21 protein-coding genes are annotated in these 25,521 nt (G+C 64.0%); 7 read left to right on the forward strand and 14 right to left on the reverse strand.

Features of this window, described 5'->3' with window-relative positions; all coding sequences use genetic code 11:
- Nucleotides 1–33: 33 nt before the first annotated feature.
- Together fadA6 and ipdE1 are read right to left on the reverse strand one after the other, a co-directional pair.
- Nucleotides 34–1,182: a steroid 3-ketoacyl-CoA thiolase FadA6 gene (gene fadA6, locus AWC19_RS14250; protein WP_085078704.1), complete on the reverse strand. Its 1,149-nt coding sequence runs from the start codon at nt 1,180–1,182 to the stop codon at nt 34–36.
- Between the two features lie 49 nt (nt 1,183–1,231).
- Complete coding sequence (gene ipdE1 / locus AWC19_RS14255) at nt 1,232–2,410, reverse strand: acyl-CoA dehydrogenase IpdE1 (protein ID WP_085078705.1); 1,179 nt, start codon at nt 2,408–2,410, stop codon at nt 1,232–1,234.
- A gap of 88 nt (nt 2,411–2,498) precedes the next feature.
- On the opposite strand from ipdE1, the gene ipdE2 reads away from it, so the two are divergent.
- Together ipdE2 and AWC19_RS14265 are read left to right on the forward strand one after the other, a co-directional pair.
- Nucleotides 2,499–3,479, forward strand: a complete 981-nt coding sequence (gene ipdE2 / locus AWC19_RS14260; RefSeq protein ID WP_085078706.1) for an acyl-CoA dehydrogenase IpdE2 — start codon at nt 2,499–2,501, stop codon at nt 3,477–3,479.
- Between the two features lie 254 nt (nt 3,480–3,733).
- Nucleotides 3,734–4,510, forward strand: a complete 777-nt coding sequence (locus AWC19_RS14265) for a TetR/AcrR family transcriptional regulator (protein ID WP_085078707.1) — start codon at nt 3,734–3,736, stop codon at nt 4,508–4,510.
- Nucleotides 4,511–4,771: 261 nt separating this feature from the next.
- Here the strand turns inward: AWC19_RS14265 and AWC19_RS14270 are convergent, their stop codons facing one another.
- Nucleotides 4,772–5,083, reverse strand: coding sequence for a hypothetical protein (locus tag AWC19_RS14270; protein WP_142281173.1), 312 nt, complete (start codon nt 5,081–5,083; stop codon nt 4,772–4,774).
- Nucleotides 5,084–5,386: 303 nt separating this feature from the next.
- Between AWC19_RS14270 and AWC19_RS14275 the strand changes: the two genes are divergently transcribed.
- Nucleotides 5,387–7,012 carry an AMP-binding protein gene (locus AWC19_RS14275; RefSeq protein WP_085078709.1) on the forward strand — a complete coding sequence of 542 codons (1,626 nt, stop codon included), beginning with the start codon at nt 5,387–5,389 and terminating at the stop codon, nt 7,010–7,012.
- A 421-nt stretch (nt 7,013–7,433) separates the two neighbouring features.
- Nucleotides 7,434–8,687, forward strand: a complete 1,254-nt coding sequence (locus tag AWC19_RS14280) for a DUF3500 domain-containing protein (protein ID WP_085078710.1) — start codon at nt 7,434–7,436, stop codon at nt 8,685–8,687.
- A 310-nt stretch (nt 8,688–8,997) separates the two neighbouring features.
- Here AWC19_RS14280 and AWC19_RS14285 read toward each other — a convergent pair whose 3' ends face one another.
- The 5 genes from AWC19_RS14285 to AWC19_RS14305 form a co-directional block, all read right to left on the reverse strand.
- The gene (locus AWC19_RS14285; RefSeq protein ID WP_085078711.1) at nt 8,998–10,134 is read right to left on the reverse strand and encodes an acyl-CoA dehydrogenase family protein; all 1,137 of its coding nucleotides are present in this window, start codon (nt 10,132–10,134) and stop codon (nt 8,998–9,000) included.
- 92 nt (nt 10,135–10,226) lie between these two features.
- Nucleotides 10,227–11,012: a TIGR03084 family metal-binding protein gene (locus tag AWC19_RS14290; RefSeq protein WP_085078712.1), complete on the reverse strand. Its 786-nt coding sequence runs from the start codon at nt 11,010–11,012 to the stop codon at nt 10,227–10,229.
- 19 nt (nt 11,013–11,031) lie between these two features.
- Nucleotides 11,032–13,014, reverse strand: a complete 1,983-nt coding sequence (locus tag AWC19_RS14295; RefSeq protein WP_169718115.1) for an acetyl/propionyl/methylcrotonyl-CoA carboxylase subunit alpha — start codon at nt 13,012–13,014, stop codon at nt 11,032–11,034.
- Between the two features lie 5 nt (nt 13,015–13,019).
- Entirely contained in the window at nt 13,020–14,618 is a 1,599-nt protein-coding gene (locus AWC19_RS14300) for an acyl-CoA carboxylase subunit beta (protein ID WP_085078714.1), read from the reverse strand.
- 159 nt (nt 14,619–14,777) lie between these two features.
- Complete coding sequence (locus AWC19_RS14305; RefSeq protein ID WP_085078715.1) at nt 14,778–15,656, reverse strand: NAD(P)H-dependent flavin oxidoreductase; 879 nt, start codon at nt 15,654–15,656, stop codon at nt 14,778–14,780.
- 360 nt (nt 15,657–16,016) lie between these two features.
- Between AWC19_RS14305 and AWC19_RS14310 the strand changes: the two genes are divergently transcribed.
- The gene (locus AWC19_RS14310) at nt 16,017–16,940 is read left to right on the forward strand and encodes a helix-turn-helix transcriptional regulator (protein ID WP_085078716.1); all 924 of its coding nucleotides are present in this window, start codon (nt 16,017–16,019) and stop codon (nt 16,938–16,940) included.
- Entirely contained in the window at nt 16,937–18,097 is a 1,161-nt protein-coding gene (locus AWC19_RS14315) for a LuxR C-terminal-related transcriptional regulator (protein ID WP_085078717.1), read from the forward strand. Before AWC19_RS14310 ends, AWC19_RS14315 begins: the two co-directional genes overlap by 4 nt.
- Nucleotides 18,098–18,324: 227 nt before the next feature.
- On the opposite strand, the gene AWC19_RS14320 is transcribed toward AWC19_RS14315, so the two are convergent.
- The 5 genes from AWC19_RS14320 to AWC19_RS14340 are packed head-to-tail and all read right to left on the reverse strand — an operon-like array spanning nt 18,325 to nt 22,931.
- Nucleotides 18,325–18,789, reverse strand: coding sequence for a hypothetical protein (locus tag AWC19_RS14320; protein WP_085078718.1), 465 nt, complete (start codon nt 18,787–18,789; stop codon nt 18,325–18,327).
- Between the two features lie 35 nt (nt 18,790–18,824).
- Nucleotides 18,825–20,333, reverse strand: coding sequence for an aldehyde dehydrogenase family protein (locus tag AWC19_RS14325; RefSeq protein ID WP_085078719.1), 1,509 nt, complete (start codon nt 20,331–20,333; stop codon nt 18,825–18,827).
- 15 nt (nt 20,334–20,348) lie between these two features.
- Nucleotides 20,349–21,932: an AMP-binding protein gene (locus tag AWC19_RS14330; protein ID WP_085078763.1), complete on the reverse strand. Its 1,584-nt coding sequence runs from the start codon at nt 21,930–21,932 to the stop codon at nt 20,349–20,351.
- A gap of 31 nt (nt 21,933–21,963) precedes the next feature.
- Complete coding sequence (locus AWC19_RS14335) at nt 21,964–22,467, reverse strand: ketosteroid isomerase-related protein (protein WP_085078720.1); 504 nt, start codon at nt 22,465–22,467, stop codon at nt 21,964–21,966.
- A gap of 11 nt (nt 22,468–22,478) precedes the next feature.
- Entirely contained in the window at nt 22,479–22,931 is a 453-nt protein-coding gene (locus tag AWC19_RS14340) for a nuclear transport factor 2 family protein (RefSeq protein WP_085078721.1), read from the reverse strand.
- Nucleotides 22,932–23,138: 207 nt separating this feature from the next.
- Between AWC19_RS14340 and AWC19_RS14345 the strand changes: the two genes are divergently transcribed.
- A complete protein-coding gene (locus AWC19_RS14345) occupies nt 23,139–24,383 on the forward strand; it encodes an acyl-CoA dehydrogenase family protein (RefSeq protein ID WP_085078722.1) in 1,245 nt (414 codons plus the stop codon).
- Here AWC19_RS14345 and AWC19_RS14350 read toward each other — a convergent pair.
- Nucleotides 24,380–25,417, reverse strand: coding sequence for a TIGR03617 family F420-dependent LLM class oxidoreductase (locus AWC19_RS14350; RefSeq protein ID WP_085078723.1), 1,038 nt, complete (start codon nt 25,415–25,417; stop codon nt 24,380–24,382). The genes AWC19_RS14345 and AWC19_RS14350 overlap by 4 nt on opposite strands.
- Nucleotides 25,418–25,521 lie beyond the last annotated feature (104 nt).

Genomic DNA, 25,521 nt, shown 5'->3' on the forward strand with positions numbered 1-25,521 from the left:
CCCGCCCCGTCGACAGGGACGTCACAGCCGGCATCACAGGCGCTCGATGATGGTGACGTTGGCGACGCCGCCGCCTTCACACATCGTTTGCAAGCCGAAGCGACCACCGGTGCGTTCCAGCGTGTTGAGCATGGTGGCAAACAGCTTGGGGCCGGTCGCGCCGAGCGGGTGTCCGAGGGCGATCGCACCGCCGCTGGGGTTGACCTTTTCCGGGTCGGCCTTGATCTCCTTGAGCCAGGCCTGCACAACTGGGGCGAACGCCTCGTTGATCTCGACGGTGTCGATGTCGTCGATGGACATTCCGGTCTTTTCCAGCGCGTAGCGGGTGGCCGGGATCGGGGCGGTGAGCATGAACACCGGATCGGCGCCGCGGACGCTGATGTGATGGACGCGGGCGCGCGGCGTGAGGCCGTGGTCCTTGACCGCTCGCTCGGACGCCAGCAGCACAGCGCTCGCGCCGTCCGATATCTGGCTGGCCACCGCTGCGGTGAGCCTGCCGCCCTTGATCAGCGTTGGCAACGCGGCCATCTTCTCGAGCGACGTCTCGCGCGGCCCCTCGTCAACGCGGAAGTCGCCGACCGGAATGATCTCGTTGTCGAAATGGCCGGCTTGGATGGCCGCGAGTGCCCGTTCGTGGCTGGTGAGCGCGAACTGCTCCATCTCCTCGCGGGAGATGTTCCACTTTTCGGCGATCATCTCGCTGGCGCGGAACTGCGAGATCTCCTGGTCGCCATAGCGTTTCAGCCAACCCTCGGACTCGTTGGTTGGAGACGTGTAGCCGAATGGCGCCCCGCCCCCCATCGCCGACGCGATCGGGATCCGGCTCATGTTCTGCATGCCCCCGGCCAGGATGACGTCTGCGGTACCGGACATGATTGCTTGAGCACCAAAGGAAATCGCTTGCTGCCCGGAGCCGCAATTGCGGTCGACGGTCACCCCCGGCACCTCCTCGGGGTAGCCGGCGGCCAGCCAGGCGTTGCGCGCGATGTTGCCGGCCTGTGGGCCAAGCGCGTCGACGCAGCCCACGATGACGTCGTCAACGGCGGCAGGGTCCACGTCGACGCGGTCGAAGATCCCGTGAAACGCGAGCCCGCCTAAGTCGACGGGATGCACGTGCGACAGTGCGCCGTTGCGCTTGCCGACCGCGGTTCGTACAGCGTCGATGACGTAGGCCTCGGGCATCTTCAGACTCCTTCACTCATTGGGGCGTTGTGATGACGCATCGCCACCCTCATCCGCGCGCCTCCCTGGGGAGGCCGAGCACCCGCTCGGCGATGATGTTGCGCTGGATCTCGTTGCTGCCGCCGTAGATCGTGCCGGCCCGCGAGAACAGGTACATCCGCTGCCAGTCGTCGAGGTCGCCGTCGGCCAGCGTCATGCCGCTCTGGCCGAGGATGTCCATCACAAGGTCGCCGAGATCACGATGCCAGTTGGCCCACAACAACTTCGAGACGTTGTCCTGGCCGTTGTCGAGGCCACCGCCGGCCCGGGTCCGGTCTTGCTTGAGGCCCATGGTGGCCAGCACATAGGACCGCATCGCCCGCTGGCCCGCCCACGCGCGGGCCAGCCGCTCGCGGATCACCGGATCCTCGGCGGTCCCGTTCCGTTTGGCGAGGTCGGCCACGGCGGCAAGCTCACGCGCATAGACGATTTGCTGACCGAGCGTCGATACCCCGCGCTCGAACGACAGCGTCGCCATCGCGACCCGCCAGCCGTCGCCCGGTGTACCGACCACCAGGTCGGCGTCTGTGCGCGCGTCGTCGAAAAACACCTCATTGAATCCGGAATCCCCGGTCAGTTGGACGATCGGGCGTATTTCGACGCCCGGCTGATCCAGCGGCACAAGGAGATACGAAAGGCCGGCGTGACGTTGCGAACCCTTCTCCGTGCGCGTCAGGACGAAGGACCACTGCGCCTCCTTGGCCAGCGAAGTCCACACCTTCTGCCCGTTAATCACCCACTGATCGCCGTCGAGCACTGCGCTGGTCGACACGTTAGCCAGGTCGCTGCCTGCCCCGGGCTCAGAATAGCCCTGGCACCAGAGCTCGGTGACGTCCAGAATATGGGGGAGAAAGCGCGCCTGCTGCTCGGGCGTTCCTAACTCGATCAGCGTCGGGCCGAGTAGCTCCTCCCCGAAGTGGTTGACCTTTGTGGGAGCCTGCGCCAACGCGTATTCCTCGTAGAAGGCGACCCGATGCTCGACCGACAGCCCCCGTCCCCCGTGCTCCTCGGGCCAGCCCAGGCAGGTCAGCCCAGCGGCCGCGAGGTGTTGATTCCACGCTAGGCGCTCTTCGAACGCCTCCTGCTCGCGGCCTTGGGCGCCTCGACCCTTCAGCGCGGCAAACTCGCCGACCAGGTTGTCCGCCAGCCACTCGCGTACCTCGGCCCGGAACTCCTGAACGTCGATCACGGCTGTAGCCTAACTTACTAAGCACAGGCTCTTACTAAGAAAATGTGATTACTAATCGCCCGCTCTGAACGAAGATCGGACTGGGACCGTGACCGAAGAACGTGATTTGCTCCGCGAGACGGTGCGTGGACTGGTCACCAAGCATGCCGGGCCCAAAGCGGTGCGCGACGCGATCGCCTCCGAGCGGGGCTACGACGAGTCGCTGTGGAAGCTGCTTTGCGAACAGGTCGGTGTCGCGGCCCTGCTCGTGCCGGAAGAGTTCGGTGGCGCCGGGGGTGACCTGGCCGACGCCGCGACCGTACTGGCCGAGCTGGCCAGAGGCTTGGTGCCCAGTCCGCTGCTCGGTACCACCCTCGCGGAGCTCGCGCTGTCGGCGTCCGACGATCCCGACGCCGACACCCTGGCTCGCCTGGCCGAAGGTACCGCGATCGGCGCGGTCGTGTTCGACGCCGATGCGGGCCGGCGCGAAGAGCAGCGGGCTGTCGACTATGTGGTCAACGGCGATGTCGCCGACGTGGTCGTCGCGGTCGGCGACGGCCGCCTCACCAGGTGGACAACCTTCCTATCGGAGCCGCTCGCCACGATGGATCCCACCCGGCGGTTGGGACGGGTGACGCCTAGGAGCACAACGCCTTTGGGCACCGACCCGGGGATTGCCGACATCGCGGCGATCCTGGTGGCTGCCGAACAGATCGGCGCCGCCGGACGTTGCCTTGAACTCACCGTCGAGTACACAAAACAGCGGTTTCAGTTCGGCCGCCCGATCGGCAGTTTCCAAGCGCTCAAGCATCGAATGGCCGACCTATTCGTCAAGCTTGCCGCCGCGCGGGCGGTCGTCGACGACGCGCTGGCCGAACCGTCGCCAACGGCGGCCGCGCTGGCCCGGTTCATCGCGACCGAAGCGTTCAGCGCGACGGCCGCCGAAGCGGTGCAAATGCACGGCGGGATCGCGATCACGTGGGAGCACGACATCCAGCTGTACTTCAAGCGCGCGCATTCCAGCGCACAGCTGTTGGGCCCGGCGCGCCACCACCTGCGTCGGCTTGAGCGGGAAGTGCTGGGTAACTAACGATGCTCGCCACAGTGATGGTTGAACCTTTTGGTCTTCGTTCGGGCCCCTCAGCATTTCAAGGCATCAAATCAGGCTCAGGAGCATTCTGTGGCTGCCTTTGCGGGAGGCTGATCGCTGACTCGCAATTCGCCCAGATGTAGTGCCACCACCACCCCCGTTGCCGGAGATTCTCATCACCCTCAAGCCTAAGTAATGCTGGCTGGCGGCGTCGGGCCACCAGCCAATGTCAGGCCACTCGGTAAGCTACCTGAGTGCCAAGAGATGGCGGTCCAACCCGGGAGAAGTTGCTAGACGCTGCGCTCAAGCTTTGGGCGGTGCGGGGGTTGGAGGGCACGACGCTGGCTGACATCAACGAAGCCGCCGGTCAGCGCAACACCTCGGCCATCCAATATCACTTCGAGGGCCGCGATGGCCTTATCCGTGCGATCTATCAGCGGTTCGTGCCGCGCGTTATCGCACATCATGAGGAGCTGCTCGAACGGGCGAGAACGTCGAAACGGGTGCGGCCCGCGGCGGAGGCAATCGTGCTGCCCCTGGGCAGACTGCTTACAGGTGATTGGCGCGATCGCGCGTTTGTAGAACTGTTCGCCGAGATGTTCGCCGGGACTCAGATAACTGATCCTCAGTGGACCGATTTGCTGGGTGTGTATCTGGTTCGCCGGAATGGTGAGGGGGTTATTGGCGAAGCGGAGGCTTTGCTTCTTGATCGCATCCCGCCGTTGCCGGCTCCGCTCGCGAACATGCGACTGAGCGTTGCCAGCCATTTCGTTTCCCGCTCATTGGCTGATTTCGCCCGGCATTGGGACAAATACGGCCCACGGCGATCGGACGACCCACAACTGTTCATCTCCAATTTGGTGGACATGTTCATCGCGACGTTGACCGCGCCGGTCTCGGCAAGCACTTCGGCAGTGCTCGCCACGGTCGACGACAAGCCTGGCCGCGGTACTCACGCTCTTCCCGCGCGCGCCCACCGCCCAAGGAAGCGGCCTGGAACACGCGTCCGCATTAGCGCTGAGTCTCATTGACGCGGGTTCACCGTCCGCCGGCCTGATGGCCAGGATGTCGGACACCGATCTGGCCAGTGTCGAAGTTCGGGACGTTCACCGCTTCGAGTACGCTGACATCAAGGCCTCGACACCGCGATTGTCGTTTGTCGCCGAATGGCATAGCGAGGGTGGTGGCGGCGGTTTCGAAGACTGGGCCAAGGGGCTCGGCGAGTACTTGCGCGCGTTGTGCGTCGACACCGAGAGAAGCCGATGTCATTGCACCGCCGGACCGGTCGCGGCTCACCCGGCCGAAGTTCGGGTGCCCTCGATCTCTCCGGTGCCGAGCCTGCTCGACATCTGCCCGCGGATGCTGTCACCGTCGACCTTGGCGGTGCACTTCCCGGTCATAAACCACGGCGCCTTGAGTTTCACGCTCCATGCGATGTCGTTCCCATCGGCTTGTACATCGCGCAGGGGCATGTCGCCAAGCGGGGGCACGGTGATGACGCCACCGATGCCGTCGTCGCTCTCCTCAATGCGGAGCGTTCCCTCCTGAGCCCCCATCGGCGTGGTCATTTTGATGGTCCAGAATCCAACGGCGTTACAGCTCACGAGGTTCCCTTTCGGCGTTGGTACGGGGCGGGTGGATGGTGTGGTTCCGGCGCGTCGATTGTCTTGGCGACCGCAGTGATGCGGCAGCGGCCGCCGCCCAAGAATATAGTAATGGGACACGGTTATATAGTCATGGTCAATCCTTAGTTCAAGTGGGCCGGCTTCTTCTGCCATGGCAGCCGGCTCTAGGCAGCGAGGGAGCACCGCTATGAGCGCGCCGTTTGAAGTCGGTTGGTCTCGGGCCCGGCAAATGCGCCGCGACGCGGCGGTCACGGGCTATCTCCACGGCCGCCCGGTGGCTCGATGAAGTCCTACGATGCGGGTCCCACCGACGTGCCCTTGCTCGAAGAGACCATCGGCGCGAACCTCGAACGCATCGTCTCGGCGTACCCGGACAACGAAGCGCTGGTTGATGTCCCGGGTGGGCGGCGATGGACCTACCGCGAGTTCAATGCCGAAGTGGACGCCGCAGGAAAGGGTCTGATGGCCTTGGGCGTGGCAAAAGGCGATCGAGTTGGTGTCTGGGCGCCGAACTGCGCAGAGTGGACGATCGCGCAGTATGCGGCCGCCAAGATCGGCGCCATCCTGGTTAACGTCAATCCCGCCTATCGCACCCATGAACTTCGATACGTGCTCAATCAGGCTGGCGTCGGCACCTTGATCAGCGCGTCGGCTTTCAAGACATCCAACTATGCAGAGATGCTCGACGAGGTGCTCGACGAGCTGCCGTCATTGCGCCATGTGGTTTTCCTGGACACGGGCGACTGGCAGGGCCTGCTCACGGCAGGTCGGAGCATCTCCGATGGCGATTTGCGTGACCGGATGGCCGGTCTGCGGCCACACGAGCCGGTAAATATCCAATATACGTCGGGGACAACGGGTTTCCCCAAAGGCGCGACCCTTTCGCATCGCAACATCCTGAACAACGGCTATTTCGTGACGGAGCTGATCAAGCTAGGCCCGGATGATCGGCTGTGCATTCCCGTGCCGTTTTACCACTGCTTCGGCATGGTGATGGGCAATCTTGGATGCACGACGCACGGCGCGACCATGGTGATACCGGCGCCCGGTTTCGACGCCGGGACGACCTTGGAAGTCGTTGAGAAGGAGCGCTGCACGGCGGTCTACGGTGTCCCGACGATGTTCATCTCGATGCTGGCGCACCCCGATTTCGCGCAGCACAGTTTTTCGTTCCTACGCACCGGGATCATGGCGGGTTCCACCTGCCCGGTCGAGGTGATGAGACGCTGCATGAACGAGATGCACATGGCCGACGTTGCGATCGCCTACGGCATGACCGAAACGTCGCCCGTCTCGTGCCAGACGCTTATCGACGACGATCTCGAAAGGCGGACAACGACAATCGGGCGTGCTCACCCGCATGTCGAGGTTAAAATCGTCGACCCCGGAACCGGCGTGATTGCCGAACGCGGACAGGCGGGCGAGTTTTGCACGCGCGGATACTCGGTGATGCTGGGCTATTGGGAAGACGAGGCCAAGACCCGCGAGGTGATCGATGCGGACGGGTGGATGCACACCGGCGACCTGGCCGTCATGCGGGAGGACGGCTACTGCCTTGTCGTCGGTCGCATAAAGGACATGGTGATTCGGGGCGGAGAGAACATCTATCCGCGGGAGATTGAAGAGTTCCTGTACACACACCCGGACATCGCGGACGCCCAGGTGATCGGCGTGCCGGACGATACATACGGGGAAGAAGTCTGCGCTTGGATCCGAATGAAGCCCGGCCGCCCGCCGCTGAGCGCCGATGCCGTTCGGGCTTTCGCCACCGGCAAACTGGCGCACTTCAAGATTCCCCGTTATGTATATGTCACCGACGAGTTTCCTATGACCGTCACTGGCAAGGTTCGCAAAATCGAGATGCGTAAACGCAGCATTGAACTGCTCGGTCTCGGCGACGCTCCTTGACAACTCCGGCACGTCGCAACGAATGTTTGTGGCGGCTTATCCTTCATCGGGTGGTCGCCCGTCGCCGCCTTCGGTGGCCGGATCATGTCGCGCGAGGGCGAGACCGGCTGCAGCAACCGCCTCCGGCCGGACGTGGACGACATTGCAATATTAGCGATCACTAATGTAGGGTCGTGAACCAAACCCGTTCCCCTTGCCTGCAGTACTTCAGACACGTATCAGAGCTTGACATGGACCCCGACGAATACGACGCAACTGACGCCACACGGTGTGGAATCAGCTGGCCAGCTCGCCATCCGTCGCGCCAACCTGCAGTTACGCTGTCAGCCGCTGCCCAACCCCGCGGGCAAGGCTCGTCTTGCACCGAGAAGGCATACATTCGCCGAGATTCCACCTCGCCTGGAAGGACACACCACACAAGATGACGGCCGACTTCCGTAATCATTTGCTCCCCCCGGACCACCCCCGAGTGGCGGGGCTTGGTCACCTCGACGCTGTCAGCTTCACCGACGCGGCGTTCGACGCTCCATTCATCGGCGACGTACTACGGGGCTGGCAAAAAGCTTTTCGTGAGGGCAGCTTCCGCGGTGTTACCAGCGACGGATCGGTCATTCCGGGGCTGTTCGAACCGGGCGCTGACGAAGGAGCACCGGTGGCGCAGGCGGTGAGTGCGGCCAATGACCTGCTCAACAAGTTATCGCCGCAAGCCCGCGATCAGCTGAACCACCCTCTTGACAGCAGAGTGTGGCGCGCGTGGTTCAACCCAGAGTTCTATATCAACCGCTACGGGCTTCGGCTGGAGGAGCAAGATCCCGCCATCCGCGAGCTGGCGCTTGCCGTCATCGAGGCGAGCCTGAGTGAAAAGGGCTACGGCCTGATTCGCAACATCATGCGGACAAATAAGTTCCTCGGCGACCTCGTCGGCCTGCCGAAGATCATGAACGAAAACAGTTACAACATCAACCTTTTCGGGGAGCCTTCGACCGAAGCTCCCTGGGGGTGGAACTTCTACGGGCACCACCTGTGCCTCAACTGTCTTTTCATCGGTAACCAACAGGTGTTGACGCCAATCTTTTTCGGGGCCGAACCGAACGAGATCGATGAGGGGGAGTACGCCGGGACCGTTATCTTTTCCGAACAAGAGCAGGCTGGGGTGGCGTTCATGGAGTCGCTGCCGGCCGAGCTTGCCGAGCAAGCCATACTTTATCGGAGCACGCGCGATCCGAATATGCCGGCGGGACGGGTTGTACCGGGAGACGAGCTCCACTTAGGTGGAGCCTTCCAGAATAACCGGGTAATACCGTACGAGGGCTTGCCGATGAGCCGATGCACCGCACAGCAGCAGGATTCGCTCGTGAAACTGGTCGAGTCGTTCCTGTCCTATCAGCCTGACGGACCGCGCGCTGCGCGGCTGGAGGAGGTGCGCCGTCACCTCGACGAGACGTGGTTTTGTTGGATTGGCGGCACCCGTGCTCCCGAGCCGTTCTATTTCCGAATCCAGAGCCCGGTGATCTTCATCGAGTTCGACCACCACGCGGGGATTTATCTGGCGAACACCGAACCCGAGCGATTCCACATCCACATAATCGTTCGTACTCCCAACGGCAACGATTACGGCGCAGAACTGGTCCGCCAAGCCACCGGTACGAAACATAGTCTTGAAGCGCTGCCGTAATCGGTGGCGGCAATACAAACGTTGGTCGCGCGTCGCGACGAGTGGATCATCAACGATCGTGCCGCCGCTGGCCATTTTCGGCGCCCGCGCCCCGACTTGCCGGACGATGTCGACCCGTTCGCACGTGCGCTCCAGCGGTTTTCGGAAGCTCGGCCCATACCAGCCGTCGGCGACCTGAGGTCCCGAGACACTGTGACGTCCGTCAGCGTCAACGGTGCCATTCCTCCGCTGCAGCCACGAGTTCAGCATGACTCGTAGGCGGCCGCACGCCCCGATAACGTGACTGCAGAGTAAGTCTCATGTTCAAGCCCTAATAAGAGCGCGGCAGCGCAAGTGTGTGTAGCGCCACGTAGTTGAGGATCATCTCCCGGCTCACCGGCGCAATTCGCAACAAGCGGGCGAGGCCCCAATACGGCAGCAATCCGTACTCCGCCGAAAGCCCGTTGCCGCCGTGCAATTGGATGACGTGATCCACCGCTTCGATAGCTGCTTCCGCCGCCGCATACTTCGCCATGTTGGATGCTTCGCCCGCGGGATGCTGCTGGTCGAAGAGCCAGGCGGCCTTCGCGGTCATCATCGCGGCCAGTTCCACGTTGATCTTGGCTTGGGCCAGCGGGTGTGCAATCGCCTGATAAGCCCCGATCGGCGGCCCCCACACGGTTCGCTTGCGGGCGTAGTCGGCACCGCGCCCCACCGCGTAGCGCCCGATGCCAATACACACCGCGGCGCCGGTGATCCGTTCTGGGTTGAGTCCGTCGAATACCTGGCGGAAGCCCTCGTGCTCGGTACCGACCAAATTCGAAGATGGCAGCCGGACGTTGTCGAAATGCAGGGTGAACTGTTTTTCCGGAACGCTGATACCCACTGGCAGACGGTGTTTGATCAGTCCCGGTGTATCCGTGGGCACGATAAACAACGACAGCCGTTCGGGAGCGGTCCGGGTCACGACGATCAGCGCGTCGGCCTCGTCGACGCCGGAGATGTAGTACTTGGTGCCGTTGAGCAGATAGTCCCCATCGTCACGGACGGCGGTGGTGCTGACCTGCCTGGTGTTCGAGCCGGCGTTGGGTTCGGTGATCGCGAAGACGACCTTCGTCTCCCCGGACGCCATGCGCGGCAGCCATTCTCGGCGCTGTTCTTCGCTGCCGTGGCGCGCCAGCAGCTCACCGCAGATGGCGCTGGATACCAATAACAGCAGCAGGGGACATCCGTGGGCGGCGGTTTCTTCGCAGACGATCGCCAATTCGGCCATCCCGGCATCTCCGCCTCCGTACCGGGCGGGGAAGTTGATGCCGATGAAGCCGTGGCGGCCCAGGTCATGCCACAGCTCGGTGGTGGGTTCCCCGGCGGTCGCCCGTTCGGCGAAGTAGTCGGGACCGTATTTGCCGGTGACCGCGGCAACGGCCTTGCGCAGATCGTGATGTTCAGGGGCGTCGGTGAAGTCCATCAGCCAACCAGCTTTCGGGGGTCGCGGTGTTCAGTGCGCACAGGCGGGCACGGACGGGCGCCGATGGGTTGCCGGGTGCGAACGAGATTGCGTCATCTCGGCACGGTGCGACGGCTGGGCGCACCGGCGAACGCCTGCGCGATGTCCAGCCAGCGCTTTGCGACAGCGCCCCGCACCGTGAGCGCTGTTTCCGTCCAGTGCCGGCGCTGGGTGACGGTGAGAACGAAATCCTGAGCGGGACCTTCGATTCGGTTATCCGAGTTATCCGGCCCCCAGGGCCACACCTCGCCCTCCGGGGAGTAGAGCTCGATCCGGACGCGTTGGTCGGGTACGTCGATGCCATGGATGCTGTGGGCGAAGGCGAAAGTCGCGACCCCGAGGTGAGCGATGTTGCGCAGGCCGGGACTCGGTGGGTGGGGCATGGCAAGCGTGTCGTACACGTCTTGGCCGTGGGCCCACGTTTCCATCAGGCGTGCGGTGGCCGAGGATGCCACGCTCATGTCCGGACCGAACCACGGCAACCTTCTCGCGGGATCGTTTCCGGCGAAGGCTGTCAGCAACTGGGGGCGAGCCTCGACAAACCACTCGAGTATTTCCTTCGAAGTCTTCGTCCGGTATTCAGCCGCAATGCGATCGGGAAAGTTCATCCCGCCCGCCATGAGATCGTCGGCTTTCCGTCGGAAGCGCTCAGGATCGGAGAGGGCGAGCCGGGCGATGTCGTCGAAGAAGGCAAGGTGTGAAACTTGGTCCTGGATGTTCCATCCGGCCGCCGGTGTGGCCAAATTCCACTGCGTGGCGCTAAGCCCGCTCAAGCACGAGACGAGCTGTTCCGATTCGTGACGCAGGTCTGCCAGCAGGCCCGGATAATCGAGACCCATCAGCGCCCCTCCCGGAAGCTCATTTCGATTCATCCGCACTGACTACGGCCAGTATTTGACCGGATTCCACTTGATCTCCGGCGGCGACCGCGATCGAGGCGACGACCCCGTCGGCCGGCGCGCGCACGGTATGCTCCATCTTCATCGCCTCGAGCACGATGATCGGGGTTCCGGCTGCCACCCGACTGCCCTGGATGACCTCGATGCGCACCACAGCGCCGGGCATCGGGGCGACCAGCGAGCCGGCTTCGGTTATTTTCGCTGGATCAGGGAATCGTTCGATCTCACGGAGGGCGGTCGAACCCAGCGCGCTGTCGACGAAGTAGTCCAATCCGTCCCGAACCACGTTGAAGCGCCTTCGGATTCCGTCGATCTCGGCGTCGACCAACCGACCGGATGCCTCGATCAGCCGAATCGCGATATCGGTCCCGCCCACGGACGCGACGAGGTCGCCGCGGTCGAAGCGGTAGGCCACGTCGATCGTGCTGTCACCCCAGGTGAAGCTCACCCGCTGGTCGGCGCTGACCAGCGTGCGAAATCCCGACGGCAGTCCGGGCAGCACCACAGCGGCGGCGCGGCGCTCCGCCTGGCCGGCCAGCGCGGCCACCAGCGCGTGGACTGCGACACTGTCTGAGCCGGCCGGGATCAGTGTGGCCGGTTGATGGCGCTCCAAATAGCCGGTATCGATATTGCCCGCGCGGAACTCAGGCTCGCGCAGAATGCCGATCAACAGGTCCCGGTTGGTCGCCACACCGTGCAGACGGGTTTCGGCCAACGCCCGCGCCAGCCGAGCGCAGGCCTCGTCGCGGGTGTGCCCGAAGCCGATGACCTTGGCCAGCATAGGATCATAGAAGGTGCTGACCACCGAGCCGGACTCGAATCCGGCGTCGACCCTAATGCCGGGCAGGTCTGGGAACTCCAGGGTCTTCAGCGTCCCTGATGCCGGAACGAAGCCCGCCGCAACGTTTTCGGCGTAAAGCCGGACCTCGACCGCGTGGCCATGCGCGGAGGCATTCAGCATGTCGTTCGGCAGCGGCTGGCCGGCAGCCACCAGAAGTTGGGCGCGTACCAAGTCGATACCGGTGACCATTTCGGTGACAGGGTGCTCGACCTGCAGCCGGGTATTGACCTCCAGGAAGTAGAACTGCCCGTCGGGCGCCATGACGAACTCGACCGTGCCTGCGCCCTCATAGGCAAGAGCTTTGCCCGCCGCAACGGCCGCTCGGCCTAACTCCTCTCGCAGTGCGGCGTCGACCGCCGTCGACGGCGCCTCTTCGATGATCTTTTGGTAGCGGCGTTGGATGGAGCATTCGCGCTCACCGAGGTGGACGACGGTGCCGTGGCTATCTCCAAAGATCTGCACCTCGATGTGGCGCGGCGACTGCACGAATTTCTCGAGGAAAACGGTGCCGTCGCCGAATGCCAACGCGGCTTCGCGGCGCGCACTGGCCACCGCCTCGAGCAGGCTGTCCGCGCCGGCCACAATCCGCATGCCACGACCGCCGCCGCCGTAGGCGGCTTTGACCAGGATCGGATAGCCGACAGCGTTGGCAGCGGCGGAAAGTCGCTCGGTGTCGAGATCGACGTCGCTTTCCACCGTCGCGCCCGGAAGGACCGGCACTCCGGCTGATGCCATCAGCTCTTTGGCGGCGATCTTGGAGCCCATTGCGCGGATCGCTGCGGGGCTGGGCCCGACGAACACCACCCCCGCGTCAGCACATGCGGACGCGAAATCGGCGTTCTCCGAGAGGAATCCGTATCCCGGGTGCACTGCGTCGGCGGCCGTGCGGGCTGCGGCCGCCAGTACCAGATCAGCACGCAGATAGGTGTCGGCCGGTGCGGTGCCGGCCAGGTGAACGGACTCGTCGGCAGCCCTCACATATGGGGCATCGCGGTCGGCGTCGGAGTACAGCGCGACGGTCGCGATGTCCATCTCGCGTGCGGTGCGGATGATACGGGCGGCGATCTCGCCGCGGTTTGCGATTAGTAGCTTGCCGATCACTTTCGTCACATCCTGAACACGCCGAAGCCGCGGCGTCCCTCGACGACGTTGGAATGGGCGGCCGATAAGGCCACACCAAGCACGGAGCGGGTATCGCGCGGGTCTATCACACCGTCGTCATAGACGCGGGCGGAGATGAAGAACGAGTGCGATTCTCGCTCGATCTGCGCTTCGATCTCGGCGGTACGTCTGGCGTCGGCTTCGTGGTCGAACTCCCGTCCGGCTGCCTTTGCCGAGGCCTGTCCGACAATCGACAAGACTCCCGCGAGCTGGGCGGCTCCCATCACGGCGAGTTTGGCGTTGACCCAGCTGAACATAAAGCGGGGGTCATAGGCACGCCCGGACATGCCGTAGTTGCCGGCGCCGAACGACCCGCCCATATTGATGGTGATGTGTGGAACGGTGCTGTTGGTGACGGCGTTGATCATCTTGGCGCCGTCCTTGATGATGCCGAGCTGTTCGTACTCGGTGCCCACCATGTAGCCGGTGACGTTCTGCAAGAAGATCAGCGGGGTATCGGTTTGGTTGGCCAACAGGATGAATTCCGTTGCCTTCTTGGACTCCTCGGAGAATAAGACGCCGCGAGTATTGGCCAGTATCCCGACTGGAAATCCGTGGATGGATGCCCAGCCGGTGGCGATGCTGGTGCCCCAGCGCGGCTTGTATTCGGAGAATCGCGAGCCGTCAACGATGCGCGCGATCACCTCGCGCGGGTCGAACGGGATTCGTGGGTCGGCGGAGGCAATGCCGAGCAGTTCCTCTGCGTCGTACAGCGGCTCGTCGGCGGGCAACGTGGCTCCGGGACCGAGTTTCCGCCAGTTGAGGTGCGCGACGACGTCTCGCCCGATGCGGATCGCGTCGACCTCATCGACGGCGAAGTAGTCGCCGAGCCCGGAAATACGGGTGTGCATATCTGCGCCGCCAAGTTCCTCCTCATCGGCGTCTTCGCCGGTGGCCATCTTGACCAGGGGAGGCCCACCGAGGAATACCTTGGCTTGCTTGTCGACAAGGACGGCGTAGTCGCACATGCCCGGCACGTAGGCGCCACCTGCGGTGGAGTTGCCGAAAACCAGCGCAATGCTGGGGATGCCCATCGACGAAAGCTCGGTCAGATCGTGAAAAATCTTGCCCGCGTGCACGAAGAGCTCCGATTGGGTGGGCAGGTCCGCGCCGCCGGACTCGACGAGGTATACCACCGGAAGGCGGTTGACCCGCGCGATTTCCAGCGCCCGCAAGTTCTTTCGCAGGGTGTAGGGGTTCATCGTGCCGCCGCGCACGGTGGGGTCGTGGGCGATGATGACGCACTCTGTGCCGCAAACCACGCCGATTCCGGTAACGATCGCGGCGCCGACGTTGAATTCGGTGCCCCAGGCGGCCAGCGCGGACAGTTCCATAAACGGTGCGTCGCGGTCCACCAGAAGTTCGATTCGTTCGCGGGCCAAGAGCCGCCCGCGCTCGTGATGGCGCTGGACATAGCGGGGACCGCCACCGGCCGCGGCCAGCCGGAGTTGCTCGTTGAGCGCCGCTACCGCCGCTTTCTGCACTTGCAGGTTGGCCAGATAGGTCGCGGACGAGGTGTCGACCTGGGTGCTCAAAACCGGCATGAAAACCCCTTGTCCCGGCAGCAGTCGGTAAGCCCGCAGCCGCAGAGTGAACGACGAAACATTAAAAGAGATCGGGCGGAGCCCGAGAACGGAATCCCGGTAGTCACCTCTAATTGGTGACGGAGACGATCCACGAGTAGTAGGTGACGGGGGCCCGAGCTATCCACTGGTCACTAGCCGTTCCAGGTCTTTGCGGGCTTGCGCATATTGGCTGACGAGCGTGGCGACGAGGTCGGCGACGGGCGTTATGGCGGCGACACCGGACACGCTGTGACCGGCGCTCCAGGCGGTGCTGTTAGACAGCAAGCGGTTCTGGTCGAATCCTGCTGAGGGCAGCGCACTTTCGCGATTGGTTCGATCGGCTTGGTCGAGCCAGCTAGCGAGCAGGCTGGCGGGGACGCCGCCGATGCGGCTGGACAGCCGCACGTCATCCAGCGATGAGGCGATCAGCGCCGCCCGGTACTCGTCGTCGGCCATGCTCTCGGGTGTGGCGATGAACCGCGTTCCCAAATAGACCAAATCGGCCCCCAGCATCTCGGCTGCCAGGATCGACCGGCCGTCCGTGATTCCGCCAGCGAGCACCAACGGGCCGGCGTAGTGCTCGCGCACGGCACGAACGAAAGCGAACGGATTGGCCCACCCGGTTTGTCCCCCAGCGCCCGCGGTGAGGAGAACGAGCCCGTCGACTCCGGCCGCCAGTGCACGTCGCGCGTGGCTCATGCTGGCAACGTCGGCGTATACCTGCGCGCCGGCGTCGTGCAGGGGTCCCACGACTCGGTCTGGTGTACCGACGCTGGTGATAACCAGTTCCACTCCGTGTCGTTGCAGGCACTCAAGGTCGGCGGTCAGTCGCCGGTTGCTGCGGTGGACAACCAGATTGGCCGCCACCGGCGCGCAGGTGGGCGTCAGCTGTCGGCTGACCTTGTCCAGCCAGTCATCGAGCGCTTCAGTGCTTGGCGCATTGTGGGTCGGAAAGGCGCCGATCACACCCACCTGACAGGCGGCGACGACTAAGTCCGGCCCGGATACGGCGGTCATCGGGGCCGCGAAGGCGGGTATCGCAAGCCGGTCTCGCCATGGTCGGGGGATAGCCAACGGTCGCCTTCACTGACTGGAACAGTTAGTGAATCAAGAATAACTAACTGTACTGGACCCGTGTCAACTGCATCCGTCGGTGTGCTCGTTATTCGCAGACAAAGCGGGAGATTTCCAGGGTGAGCCGCAGTTGACAAAGGTGACGCAGCTCACCAATGATGTGGCAATAAGTTATTCGCGGGCCGCATTGGCTCGGTAGCCCGAAGGAGTCGCCCTATCGCCACAGGTGTCTCGCCCGACACCCTCGGCTCGTCTCACAAGGTCGACCAAAGTGCCGAGGTCACCGTCGCGCACTGGACGTCGGTGCAAGAATCCACCGACCGCTCCGGCGGCGCGCTGAGCGCGGTGCTCGACGCCCTGCATCGAACGCGCGCTGAGACCGCCAAGGATCGTTTGATCGGGACGGCCCCGTATCAGCTATGTGCCAGCGGCGCCTTCGACTGGGTGATGCTGTCCGCGGTTCGCGGGTCGATGTGGTTGCCCCAAGCGCTCTACGTCCGGACTCCCGGCGGGGAAGTAACTTTGGAGATCGACGAGGATCTCGAAAAGCTGGAGATACCGTTGGCCTCCCCGTTGGTGGAAGCAGAGGTGGTGCGCCGACGGCTTCCGGCGTTGGTCAACGACGCACCCCACGAGCCGCGAGCGCATGCATCCCTCATACGGCGCACCGGCAGCCGAGACTACGTGGTGGCCCCCCTGGTGGCCATGTCGACGGTCATGGGATTGTTGCACGCCGACCGGCGGGTAAGCGCAGCGCCGGTCGCGGAGGTCGACCGTGAACTCCTCCGGATGTTCGCCGACGGTGTCGGCGTGGCTTACGAGCGGGCCGTTCTGCAGGAACGTGCCGAGCGTCAGCGGCGCAGCGTTGCCGAGGTGTGCGACGCGGCGGTTCGCGCACTGGCGCAATGTGAGCAGCCACCGGCGCTGGCGACGGAGTCACCGAGGCAATCGATGCCCAGCCGCCCGGCATCAACACCGGTTTGGGACCGCGGTGAGGTACGTGAGTCGAATCGGCTAGCTCGGTTGACCGCGCGCGAGCGCGAAGTACTAGGACTCCTAGCCAGCGGCGCTACCAACGCTCAACTGGCCGACCGGTTGACGGTCGCCGAAAGCACCGTCAAATCTCACGTCAAACACATCCTGCACAAGCTCGGCGCCGGTAACCGCGCCGCCGCCATCGCCTGCTATCTACGCGAGACCCGACTGGACGAACGGCGGCCGCGATGAGCATTTCACTGGCCAGTGACGCGACTCGTTACAGCTCGACACGATCAAAGACCGAGTGGTGGTCCAGAGAGATCGAGCTGGTCGACCGGCTGCGGGCGGCCAGCGCGCGGACCCAGGCGACGCTCGGTGCCGAACTGAGCCTGCCCGCCGTCGAGTGGGAGGTGCCCTGGCGCGCCGCAGAGACGATTTCCACGCTAACCCATGCGTGCATCAAGCGGCTCCGCAGCAATCCCGATAGCGATGTTGTCGGCGCCCGGCGGCTCTGCGACCTGATCCTGCATTTGCAGCAGCTGGCCATGGACTGGTATCTGCACGACACCGCAATGCGTGGGGAACGGCTAGCCGACTGCGCCGCCGGATTGGCCCGGCTGCGCGGGATGCCTAGTGCGACGGCTCTTGTCGACAATGTCTGCGAGGAGTTGGTGTTGCGCTGCGGTTTTCACCGGGCGGTGCTGTCGAAGGTCGAGAACCGTAGTTGGAAACCTCTGATCTTGCATGACCGCGGTGGTAGTACGACAACGTCCTGGTTCAGCGAATGGATCAATCAGCGAGTCCCGTTGACAAAAACGGCTCCAGAAGCACAGATGCTGTCGCGGCGACGCCCCTCACTCGTCTATGACACGTCCAACGCCCCGGTATATCGTCCACTGATCGTGGCGGCGGGACAGTCTCGCTCATACGTCGTGGCGCCGCTGGTACTCGGCGAAGACGTCATCGGGTTCCTGCACACCGATCACCATCCCTTGCCCCGGAGGGTCGACGAGTCAGATCGCGACGTTCTATGGGCATTCGCTGACGGCTTCAGCCACATCTACGAGAGAGCGGTGCTGCTCGAGCGCTTGCGCGTCCAGCGTGACAATGTGCGCGAACTTTTTTTCGGGGCCGTGGACCGGATCGATGAGCTGTGCGAGTCTGGGGTGGAGTCTGCGCGGATGGCCGAGGACCGCGAACCCGGTGCTGGACCCTGCGGCGTGGAACTCACCGAGCGCGAGGCCGAGGTGTTCGAGCTAATGGCGACCGGAGCGACCAATCAGGACATCGCCGATCGTTTGGTCATCACCGAGGGCACGGTGAAATCGCACGTCAAGCACATTTTGCGGAAGTATGGCGCGGTGAATCGGGCGCAGGCCATCGCTTGGGTGCTCAAAGATCGCTGAGGTCACTTCTCGTAGATGTCGTGAGGGCACGGCTCGGCGATAGTGGCGCAACGCAACTCGCCGACATTGCCGCCGATTTGGATGCCATCCCAGGGTCTCGGTGGTGCGGGGGCTCAGTGGGGCGGTCGACGAAATCGACCGGACCACAACAGCGTTGGTGATGCGCACGCTGGTCGCTATCGAGTCAAGCGGCTTTTTCGGTAACGCTGGCTAGAACGGTCACGCGTTCAAGCCGGGCGTGCCTCCCGGCCCGGCGCGGGTAGCTGCAGGCTGGTTTGCAGGAGGGGCAGAACGGCGTCGCGGATGAGGATCGCTGCTTGGGTTGTCCGCGGAATCAGGACAGCGCCGTCGACGATGCCGAGCGCGTGGATATCGGTGATGAGCGACGCCAGCCCTGACGGGGTGCCGACGTAAAGCAAGGTGCGCTCTCTTGTTTCGTCGAAGCTGGCGTCGAGCATCGCGCGCGCGGTGCGCGCCTCGGCGGCGATGACGATGTCGATGTCGGCGACGACATCGACATCGGGTTGGTCGCGCCGGCGATTTACCGACTTGCGCGCGATGTCGGCCAGGTCAACGCCGCGGATGCGCTCGGCCGCGGCATCGCTATCCCAGTGGATCCCATCGCTCAGCGCGATCCCGAGCCGCAGCGGCCGACTCTGGGTCAGGTCGATGTCAACGTCGCACATGGTCATCTCCGAACTCTGTTGGACGAAAGTGGTGCCATGCCTCAGTTTCGCGTCTGCGCAGGATCGATGACGATGGCGAAGGCCTTGTTCTCAATCCCCCCGGAACGGTCCAGCGAGATGAACTTTTCCTCGACGTACTCGTCGATCGAGTGCGGACCGCCCTCGCGGCCCAACCCGCTTTCCTTGAAGCCGCCGAACGGGTACGCGGGGTGAATGACGTGCCAGTTGTTCACCCATACCATGCCCGCATCGAGGCGCCTGGCCACCTCTAGGGCCCGTTCCTCGCTACCCCAAATGCCGGCGGACAGGCCGTAATTGGTGTCGTTGGCGATCTTGACCGCCTCGTCGACGGAGTCATAGGTCAGCACCACCAGCACGGGCCCGAACACCTCGTCGCGCGCGATGCGCATATCGTTGGTGACGTCGACAAAGATCGTCGGCTCGATCCAATAGCCCTTGTTGAACTCGGGGCCCGACGGCGCTCGGCCACCGAGGGCGATCGTCGCACCCTCTTCGAGCCCGATGCGGAAGTAGTCCAGGATCCGGTCGCGCTGAGTCGCTGAAATGATGGGCCCGACGTGGGTTGTCGCGGCCAGCGGATCGCCGAGCCGTAGCGTGGCGGCCCGCTCGACGAGCTTGCCGACGATTTCATCGCGGCGGCTCGCCGGAATCAGCAGCCGGGTGCCTGCCTCGCACGCTTCCCCGTTGTTGGCCATGCACGCGAATAGCGCGCCGTCGACGGCCATGTCGATGTCGGCATCGTCGAGGATGACATTGGCGCCTTTGCCGCCGAGTTCGAGGGTCACCCGCCGGATGGAGTCGGCCGACTGCCGCAGAATGCTCTTGCCGACCGCGGTCGAGCCGGTGAATGCGACCTTGCGCACGTCCGGATGGCCCGAGAGGTAAGCTCCCACCGGTTCGCCGTCGCCGGTGACGACATTGAGCACCCCAGGAGGCAGCCCTGCGGCCTCGAATTCGCGCGCCAATTCCAGCGGAAGCACGGGCGCGTGCTCGTCGGGCTTGAGCACTACTGAATTTCCGGCGGCCAAAGCGGGCCCGACCTTCCACACGGCGGTCAGTAGTGGGATGTTCCACGGCACAATCGCGGCCACGACCCCAATCGGTTCGCGCACGACGATTCCAGCGGCCGGCACCGGCTCGATCGCGGGACCCGTTGTCTCCCATTCATATTGATCCACGATGGCGGCCAAGTACTGCAGTTGGCCCACCGATAATCCGACGTGCAGCGCGCCCGTGATGCGGATGGTGGCGCCGTTCTCCCGGCTCTGCAGGGCAGCGAGCTCGTCGGTTCGAGCGGCCAGCCGTTCTGCGACGGTGTTGATCAACGCTGCGCGCTCTTTCGGCGGTGTGCGTCGCCAGATGCCCTGTTCGAAGGTGCCTTTGGCCGCGGCAACGGCAGCATCGACGTGTTCGGTGGTGCCCTTGGCGACCGTGGCCACCAGCTCTTCGGTTGCGGGGCTGCGGATCTCGTACACCTCGTCGCCATCGACCCACTTGCCGTCGATGTACATGGAGTAGTGGTTGGTCATGACAGCTCCTTTGCGTCAGCCGATTTGGCGGGCACGACCCTGCCAGTGGGACTTGCGAATGGCTTTCTTGTCGACCTTGCCGGCCGGGTTGAGCGGGAGTTCGTCGGCGAATAGGACGGACTTGGGTGCGGGAACGGAGCCGAGCGCCGCCTTGACATGGTTGATCAGTGCCGCTTCCAGCGCAGGCCCGGTGCTTTCGCCGGCGTGTGTAACCACGACCGCGACCACGGCCTCGCCCCACTTCGGGTGGGGCACTCCGATCACGGCACTCTGAGCCACAGCCGGGTGGGTGGACAGCACGTCTTCGACCTGCCGCGGAAACACGTTGAAACCACCGCTGATAACCATGTCTTTCTTGCGGTCGACGATGTAAAGGAAACCGCTCTCGTCGAGGTAGCCGATATCCCCGGTGTGTACCCAGCCGTCGCGCAGCGTCTCGGGGTTGCGCGCCGAGTCCAGGTAGCCCACCATCTGCCCGAGTTGGCGTGAACAGATCTCTCCGGTCTGGCCGATTGGCAGCTCGCGGTCCTCGTCGTCCCGGATGGTGAGCTGGACCTGAAACATCGGCCGCCCAGCCGAGGCAAGCCGTGCGGTCCATCGCTCGTCGTCTTCGGTCCCGATGCGCAGGTGTTCGTGTTTGCGTAGGCACGACACGTAACCCTGTTCGGTGCCGGCGTACGTCTGGATGAAGATCGGGCCGAACGTCTCGAGGGCCTCGCGCAGCCGTTCGGGTGTGATGGGGGCGCCCGCGTAGATCACGGTTCGCAGCGAGCCGAGATCGAACTCGGCAAGATGCGGGTGATCGAGCAGGAGGTAGATGATGGTGGGCACCAACGCGGTGGCCGTGATGTGATGACGCTGGACGTTCGCCAGCAGGCCTCCGACTTCCAGACCTGGCAGCATTACGTTGGTGCCACCGCGAAGCAAGGTGGGCATGACGAAGATTTGCGTGAAGTGGGTCAGCGGCGCGCCGTGGGCGAACACCTCGCCGAACGCGATATCGCCGATCTCTAAGCCCGCGGAGATGCTGTAGTAGCTCCAGGTGAAATGGGAATTGACAACACCTTTGGGCTCTCCGGTGCTCCCGGAGGTGAAAAGTACATACGCCTCCTCGTGCTCGTCGATCCGGACTTCGGGACGGGTGGCGGGCTGGGTATCGACGACTTGGTCGAAGTCGAGGGCATCGACCTCGATGTTGTCTGGGGCGCCGACGCGAATCACGTTCTGCAGCTTGGGTAATTGGGCTCTGATCTTGGCCACTGCGCTTTCGAACTTTGCGTGATAGATCAGCGTGGTCGCGTCGGTTTGGGCCAGGTTGCTTCGGAACCCGTCCGCGGCGGCTCGGGTGGGCATCTGCACCAACACCGCACCCGCCGCCCAGATCCCGTGCTGTGCGGGGATGAACTCCAGGCAATTGGGCATTAACAACCCGACGCGGTCGCCCTTTTGAACGCCAGAGGCGATAAGCGCGTGGGCGATCCGGTTCCGCAGTTGCTGCAGTTGCCGATACGTCAGGTGCCGATCACCGTCGATGATCGCCACCTGCCCGGCGTAGTAAGTGCAGGCCCGATCGAGAACATCGGGCAGCACTCCCCACATGCCGCGGGCCTCCAGATTCACTGGTGCCGTTTCACTGGGGCGTCAGCGCCGCGGGGTCGAAGCCCTCCACCCAGTACTCCGGGGTGATGATCGGCAGGCCGAGTTCCTGCAACACCGGGGTGTCGTTCCAGTACGTGGTCTCGCGGGCGATCTTGCCGTCGCTGTCCAGCTGGTGCCAGGTGATTCCGCGCGTGTGCAACGTCTTCCCCCCGGTGGGCACGCCGCGGTAGGTATCCAGCCCCTCGCCTGTCCAGTTCCACAGGATCACCACGGCCGGATTACCGTTCACGCCGGCCAGCTGGAACGCCTCGGTGGCGGTGAAGTGGTGGATGCCCGCACCATTGTGGCTGTCCTTGTTGGCAAATGGGGCCAACCGCGGTTGGAGCTCCGCCTTGGTGATCGCGGTGTCAATCATGTGATCGGAGTCGGCATGATCGTCATAAACCAAGTCGTCGGCATAAAGGTTCACCGCGGCGGCGGTGTCGGACGTCAACGCGGTGACCCAGCGGTCGGCGTGGTCGGTGGCGAAAGTCATCTAAGTTCCTCTCAGACCAGTGCCGGCAGCTTGGCGACGGCGGTCGGGTCGACCGGCAATCCGAGGTCGCGCACCGCGGTCGCGCAGTCCCAAAAGCTCTCCTCGCGCTTGATCCGGCCGTCGGTGTCGTAGATGTGGAAGGTGATCCCGCGGGTGCCGGGCACCTTACCGTTGGTTGGCACACCGACGAACGCCGCCGCTGTCGGTGCGTGCCACGTCCAGCGGTAGATGGCCGCCTTCTCATCGCCCACTACCTCGTCGATGCGGAAGTTGTTGATACCGATGCCGTTCTCGGTGTCCTTGTTTGCGTAGGGAGCGAAGACCCGCAGCAATTCCTCCTTGGAGGTGATCGACTGGCCCAGGATGGGGTCTTCGAACAGGAAGTCGTCCGCGTAGAGGGCGACCACTGCTTCTGCGCTTTCCCGGAACGCCTTCAACCATTTGACCGCGAATGCGTGGCTCACGCGCGTTTCTCCTTCTGGTGGGAACGATGCATTCGACGCTAGGAGCGGAGTCTGGCAGCGGCGACTACCGACGGGAGGAAACCGACCGCCCCAATGGGGGAGGGGCTCCCCTGTTGTTGGAGCGAGTTACCCCCTGTGAGGGGTGTGCGCACGTCCCGCGAAGGGCAGCATCGGCCTCAGTCACCGCCAATTGACGATGGAGAGATCATGCTGCAGCAAGACATGACGGACGAGGAATTCGCCCCATACTTCGCCAAGGCGCAGGAGGTCTCGCAGTACTTCCGCGAGATCGGCCCCAAGTACGACGCCGAGAACACCTTCGCCTACCCCTCGATCGACGTGTTCAAGAAGTCCGGACTCGGTGGTTTGCCGGTGCCCAAGGCGTTCGGCGGTCCCGGCGGCAACATCCTGCAGGTGTCGAAGGTGGTGTCCGAACTATCGCGCGGCGACTCGGCAATCACGCTCGCGTACAACATGCACTACATCATGGTCGGGATTGCCGGCAACTTGATGACCGAGGAACAGAACAAGTACTGGCTGGGCCGGGTCGCCGACGGTGACCTGATCTTCGGCCCGTTCTCCGAGAAGCGCGCGGGATTCTCTGGTTTGGCCGACATGCGCGCCGTGCCACAGCCCGGCGGTGGCTGGAAGCTCTACGGCAAGAAGACCTGGGGCACCCTATGCGAGGCCGCCGACATCGTCACCACCAACGCCACCGAAACCGATGCCGACGGCAATCTGCCGGATACCTTCGACGCTCGGGTCGCCGCTGAAAAATTCTTCATCGGTGACTTCAAGGTCGACGAGAACGGCGTCGGCGACGGCCTTCGGATCGAGAAGACCTGGGACGCATTGGGTATGCACGCGACCGGCACTCAAGTCATCCACTTCGACGGTTACTTCGTGCCCGAGGACGGCTTCATCTCAATTTGGCGGGCCGGCGCGTTTGGCGTGCTCGAGTGGGCTTCCTTGATGTTCGCCAGCATCTATTACGGGATGCAGCAGCGCATCCTGGAAGAGTCCGTAGCCAAGCTGTCCAAGAAGCATCTGGGTGCGACCTTCGGTGCAATCGTGGCCGCAGACACGGAGGTGAAAAACGTCGGCCACATCATCGACGGCATTGGGGACATGGCGTCCCGGGTGGAGCAGTCCCGGCGGGTGCTCTACCAGACGTGTGAGGATCTGATCAATGGCCGGGACAAGGACTGGGCGCCCGAATTGCGTTTTCCCTACCTGGGCTTGGCCAAGACCTACGTGGCCGAGAACGTGATGCACATGGCCCAGCGGGCTATGAGCATGGTGGGCGGCGAGTCGTTTCGCCGGGGCTCCATCTTTGAGCGTCTCTACCGCGATGCGGCGGCGTCGATGTTCCAGCCGCTCAACGCCGACCAAACCCGAACCTACATCGGCCAGTTCTTATTGGAATCCGCTGCGGCGCAGGCGAGCGCTTAACCGGCTTGCTTGATCCCCTCGACGACGGCGGACCGCGCGGCTTGGTCGAGGGGGTAGGGCGTGTAAAGGGTAAAGCGATCCACTAGCTCGCCGAAGCGTCGAACGATCTCGGCGCCTGCATGTTTCGGCTCCCCGATGACGGCGCAGGTGGACAGGACGTCGTCGTCGATCATCGCCGTCATGGCGGCCCAGTCACCAATTTTGGATAGCCTGTGCAGTTCGGTGTGCAGGTCCCCCCATCCGTGGAGGTCCATGACCGCACGGTACGCGGGTGTGGCCGCGTAAAAGGCGATCTGCCGGCGCACCCGCTGCACCGCTTCGAGATATCCCCGCTCGTCGTCGGCCGTGATGACCAATCCCGGGTAGCACACGGCGAAATCGGCCCGGCTGCGATCGGCGGCGCGCAACCCCGCGTGCACCGCCGGCATCGTCACTTCCCGCAGATACCGTGCCGTCGTGAAGCCATGCAGGAGCAGCCCGTCGGCGACTTCGGCGGCCACGGCGGTCATCTTCGGGCCCACTGCTGCCAGCATCACCCGTGGCGACCCGAACGGGTTCGGTTCGGGCCGGAACATCGGCGTCATCAGCGTGTGCTGGTAGTAGTCGCCGCGGAAGTCCAGTTTGCCGCCCGTGTGCCAACTGGTCCAGATAGCTCGCAGCGCCAGGATGTATTCGCGCATCCGCGCAGCCGGCGCCGACCAGGGCATACTGAACCGTCGCTCGATGTGCGCCCGGATCTGCGAACCCAGGCCAAGGACGAACCGGCCCCGGCAGAACGTGTTCAAGTCATTGGCCACCGCAGCCATCGTCATCGGGTTGCGCGCAAATGCCACCGCTGCAGCGGTTCCCAGCAGCAAGGTGGAGGACTTCTGAGCTGCAACAAGCAGGGGCAAGAACGGGTCTCGACTCACCTCAGTCGACCAGACGCCGTCCAGCCCAATCCGCTCGGCCGCAGCGACCTGGTCGGAAAGAACATCGAAATCCGCCCCGCCGGTGCCGTCGATGCCGCCGCCGACATTGCCGTCCACGTACACGCTGGCAGCCTGACACGGCCGGCGTACGGCCGGGCGCTTTTACTCCCTGGCGGGGGAGCTAAATCCCCCGGAGTGGTAGAGCCGCAGTGTGAGCGGCGTCATAG

Source organism: Mycobacterium palustre (assembly GCF_002101785.1).
GTDB classification, from domain to species: Bacteria; Actinomycetota; Actinomycetes; order Mycobacteriales; family Mycobacteriaceae; genus Mycobacterium; species Mycobacterium palustre.

Excerpts from the sequence above, each read along its gene's own strand:
- AWC19_RS14305 (WP_085078715.1), bottom strand. The coding sequence starts at position 15,656 with ATGACCGCCGTATCCGGGCCGGACTTAGTCGTCGCCGCCTGTCAGGTG.
- AWC19_RS14300 (WP_085078714.1), bottom strand. The coding sequence starts at position 14,618 with ATGCCGGTTTTGAGCACCCAGGTCGACACCTCGTCCGCGACCTATCTG.
- fadA6 (WP_085078704.1), bottom strand. The coding sequence starts at position 1,182 with ATGCCCGAGGCCTACGTCATCGACGCTGTACGAACCGCGGTCGGCAAG.
- AWC19_RS14290 (WP_085078712.1), bottom strand. The coding sequence starts at position 11,012 with ATGGGTCTCGATTATCCGGGCCTGCTGGCAGACCTGCGTCACGAATCG.
- AWC19_RS14330 (WP_085078763.1), bottom strand. The coding sequence starts at position 21,932 with ATGTGGGGAGTGCTGCCCGATGTTCTCGATCGGGCCTGCACTTACTAC.
- AWC19_RS14280 (WP_085078710.1), top strand. The coding sequence starts at position 7,434 with ATGACGGCCGACTTCCGTAATCATTTGCTCCCCCCGGACCACCCCCGA.
- AWC19_RS14320 (WP_085078718.1), bottom strand. The coding sequence starts at position 18,789 with ATGACCATGTGCGACGTTGACATCGACCTGACCCAGAGTCGGCCGCTG.
- AWC19_RS14315 (WP_085078717.1), top strand. The coding sequence starts at position 16,937 with ATGAGCATTTCACTGGCCAGTGACGCGACTCGTTACAGCTCGACACGA.
- AWC19_RS14345 (WP_085078722.1), top strand. The coding sequence starts at position 23,139 with ATGCTGCAGCAAGACATGACGGACGAGGAATTCGCCCCATACTTCGCC.
- AWC19_RS14275 (WP_085078709.1), top strand. The coding sequence starts at position 5,387 with ATGAAGTCCTACGATGCGGGTCCCACCGACGTGCCCTTGCTCGAAGAG.
- AWC19_RS14325 (WP_085078719.1), bottom strand. The coding sequence starts at position 20,333 with ATGACCAACCACTACTCCATGTACATCGACGGCAAGTGGGTCGATGGC.
- AWC19_RS14285 (WP_085078711.1), bottom strand. The coding sequence starts at position 10,134 with ATGGACTTCACCGACGCCCCTGAACATCACGATCTGCGCAAGGCCGTT.
- AWC19_RS14335 (WP_085078720.1), bottom strand. The coding sequence starts at position 22,467 with ATGACTTTCGCCACCGACCACGCCGACCGCTGGGTCACCGCGTTGACG.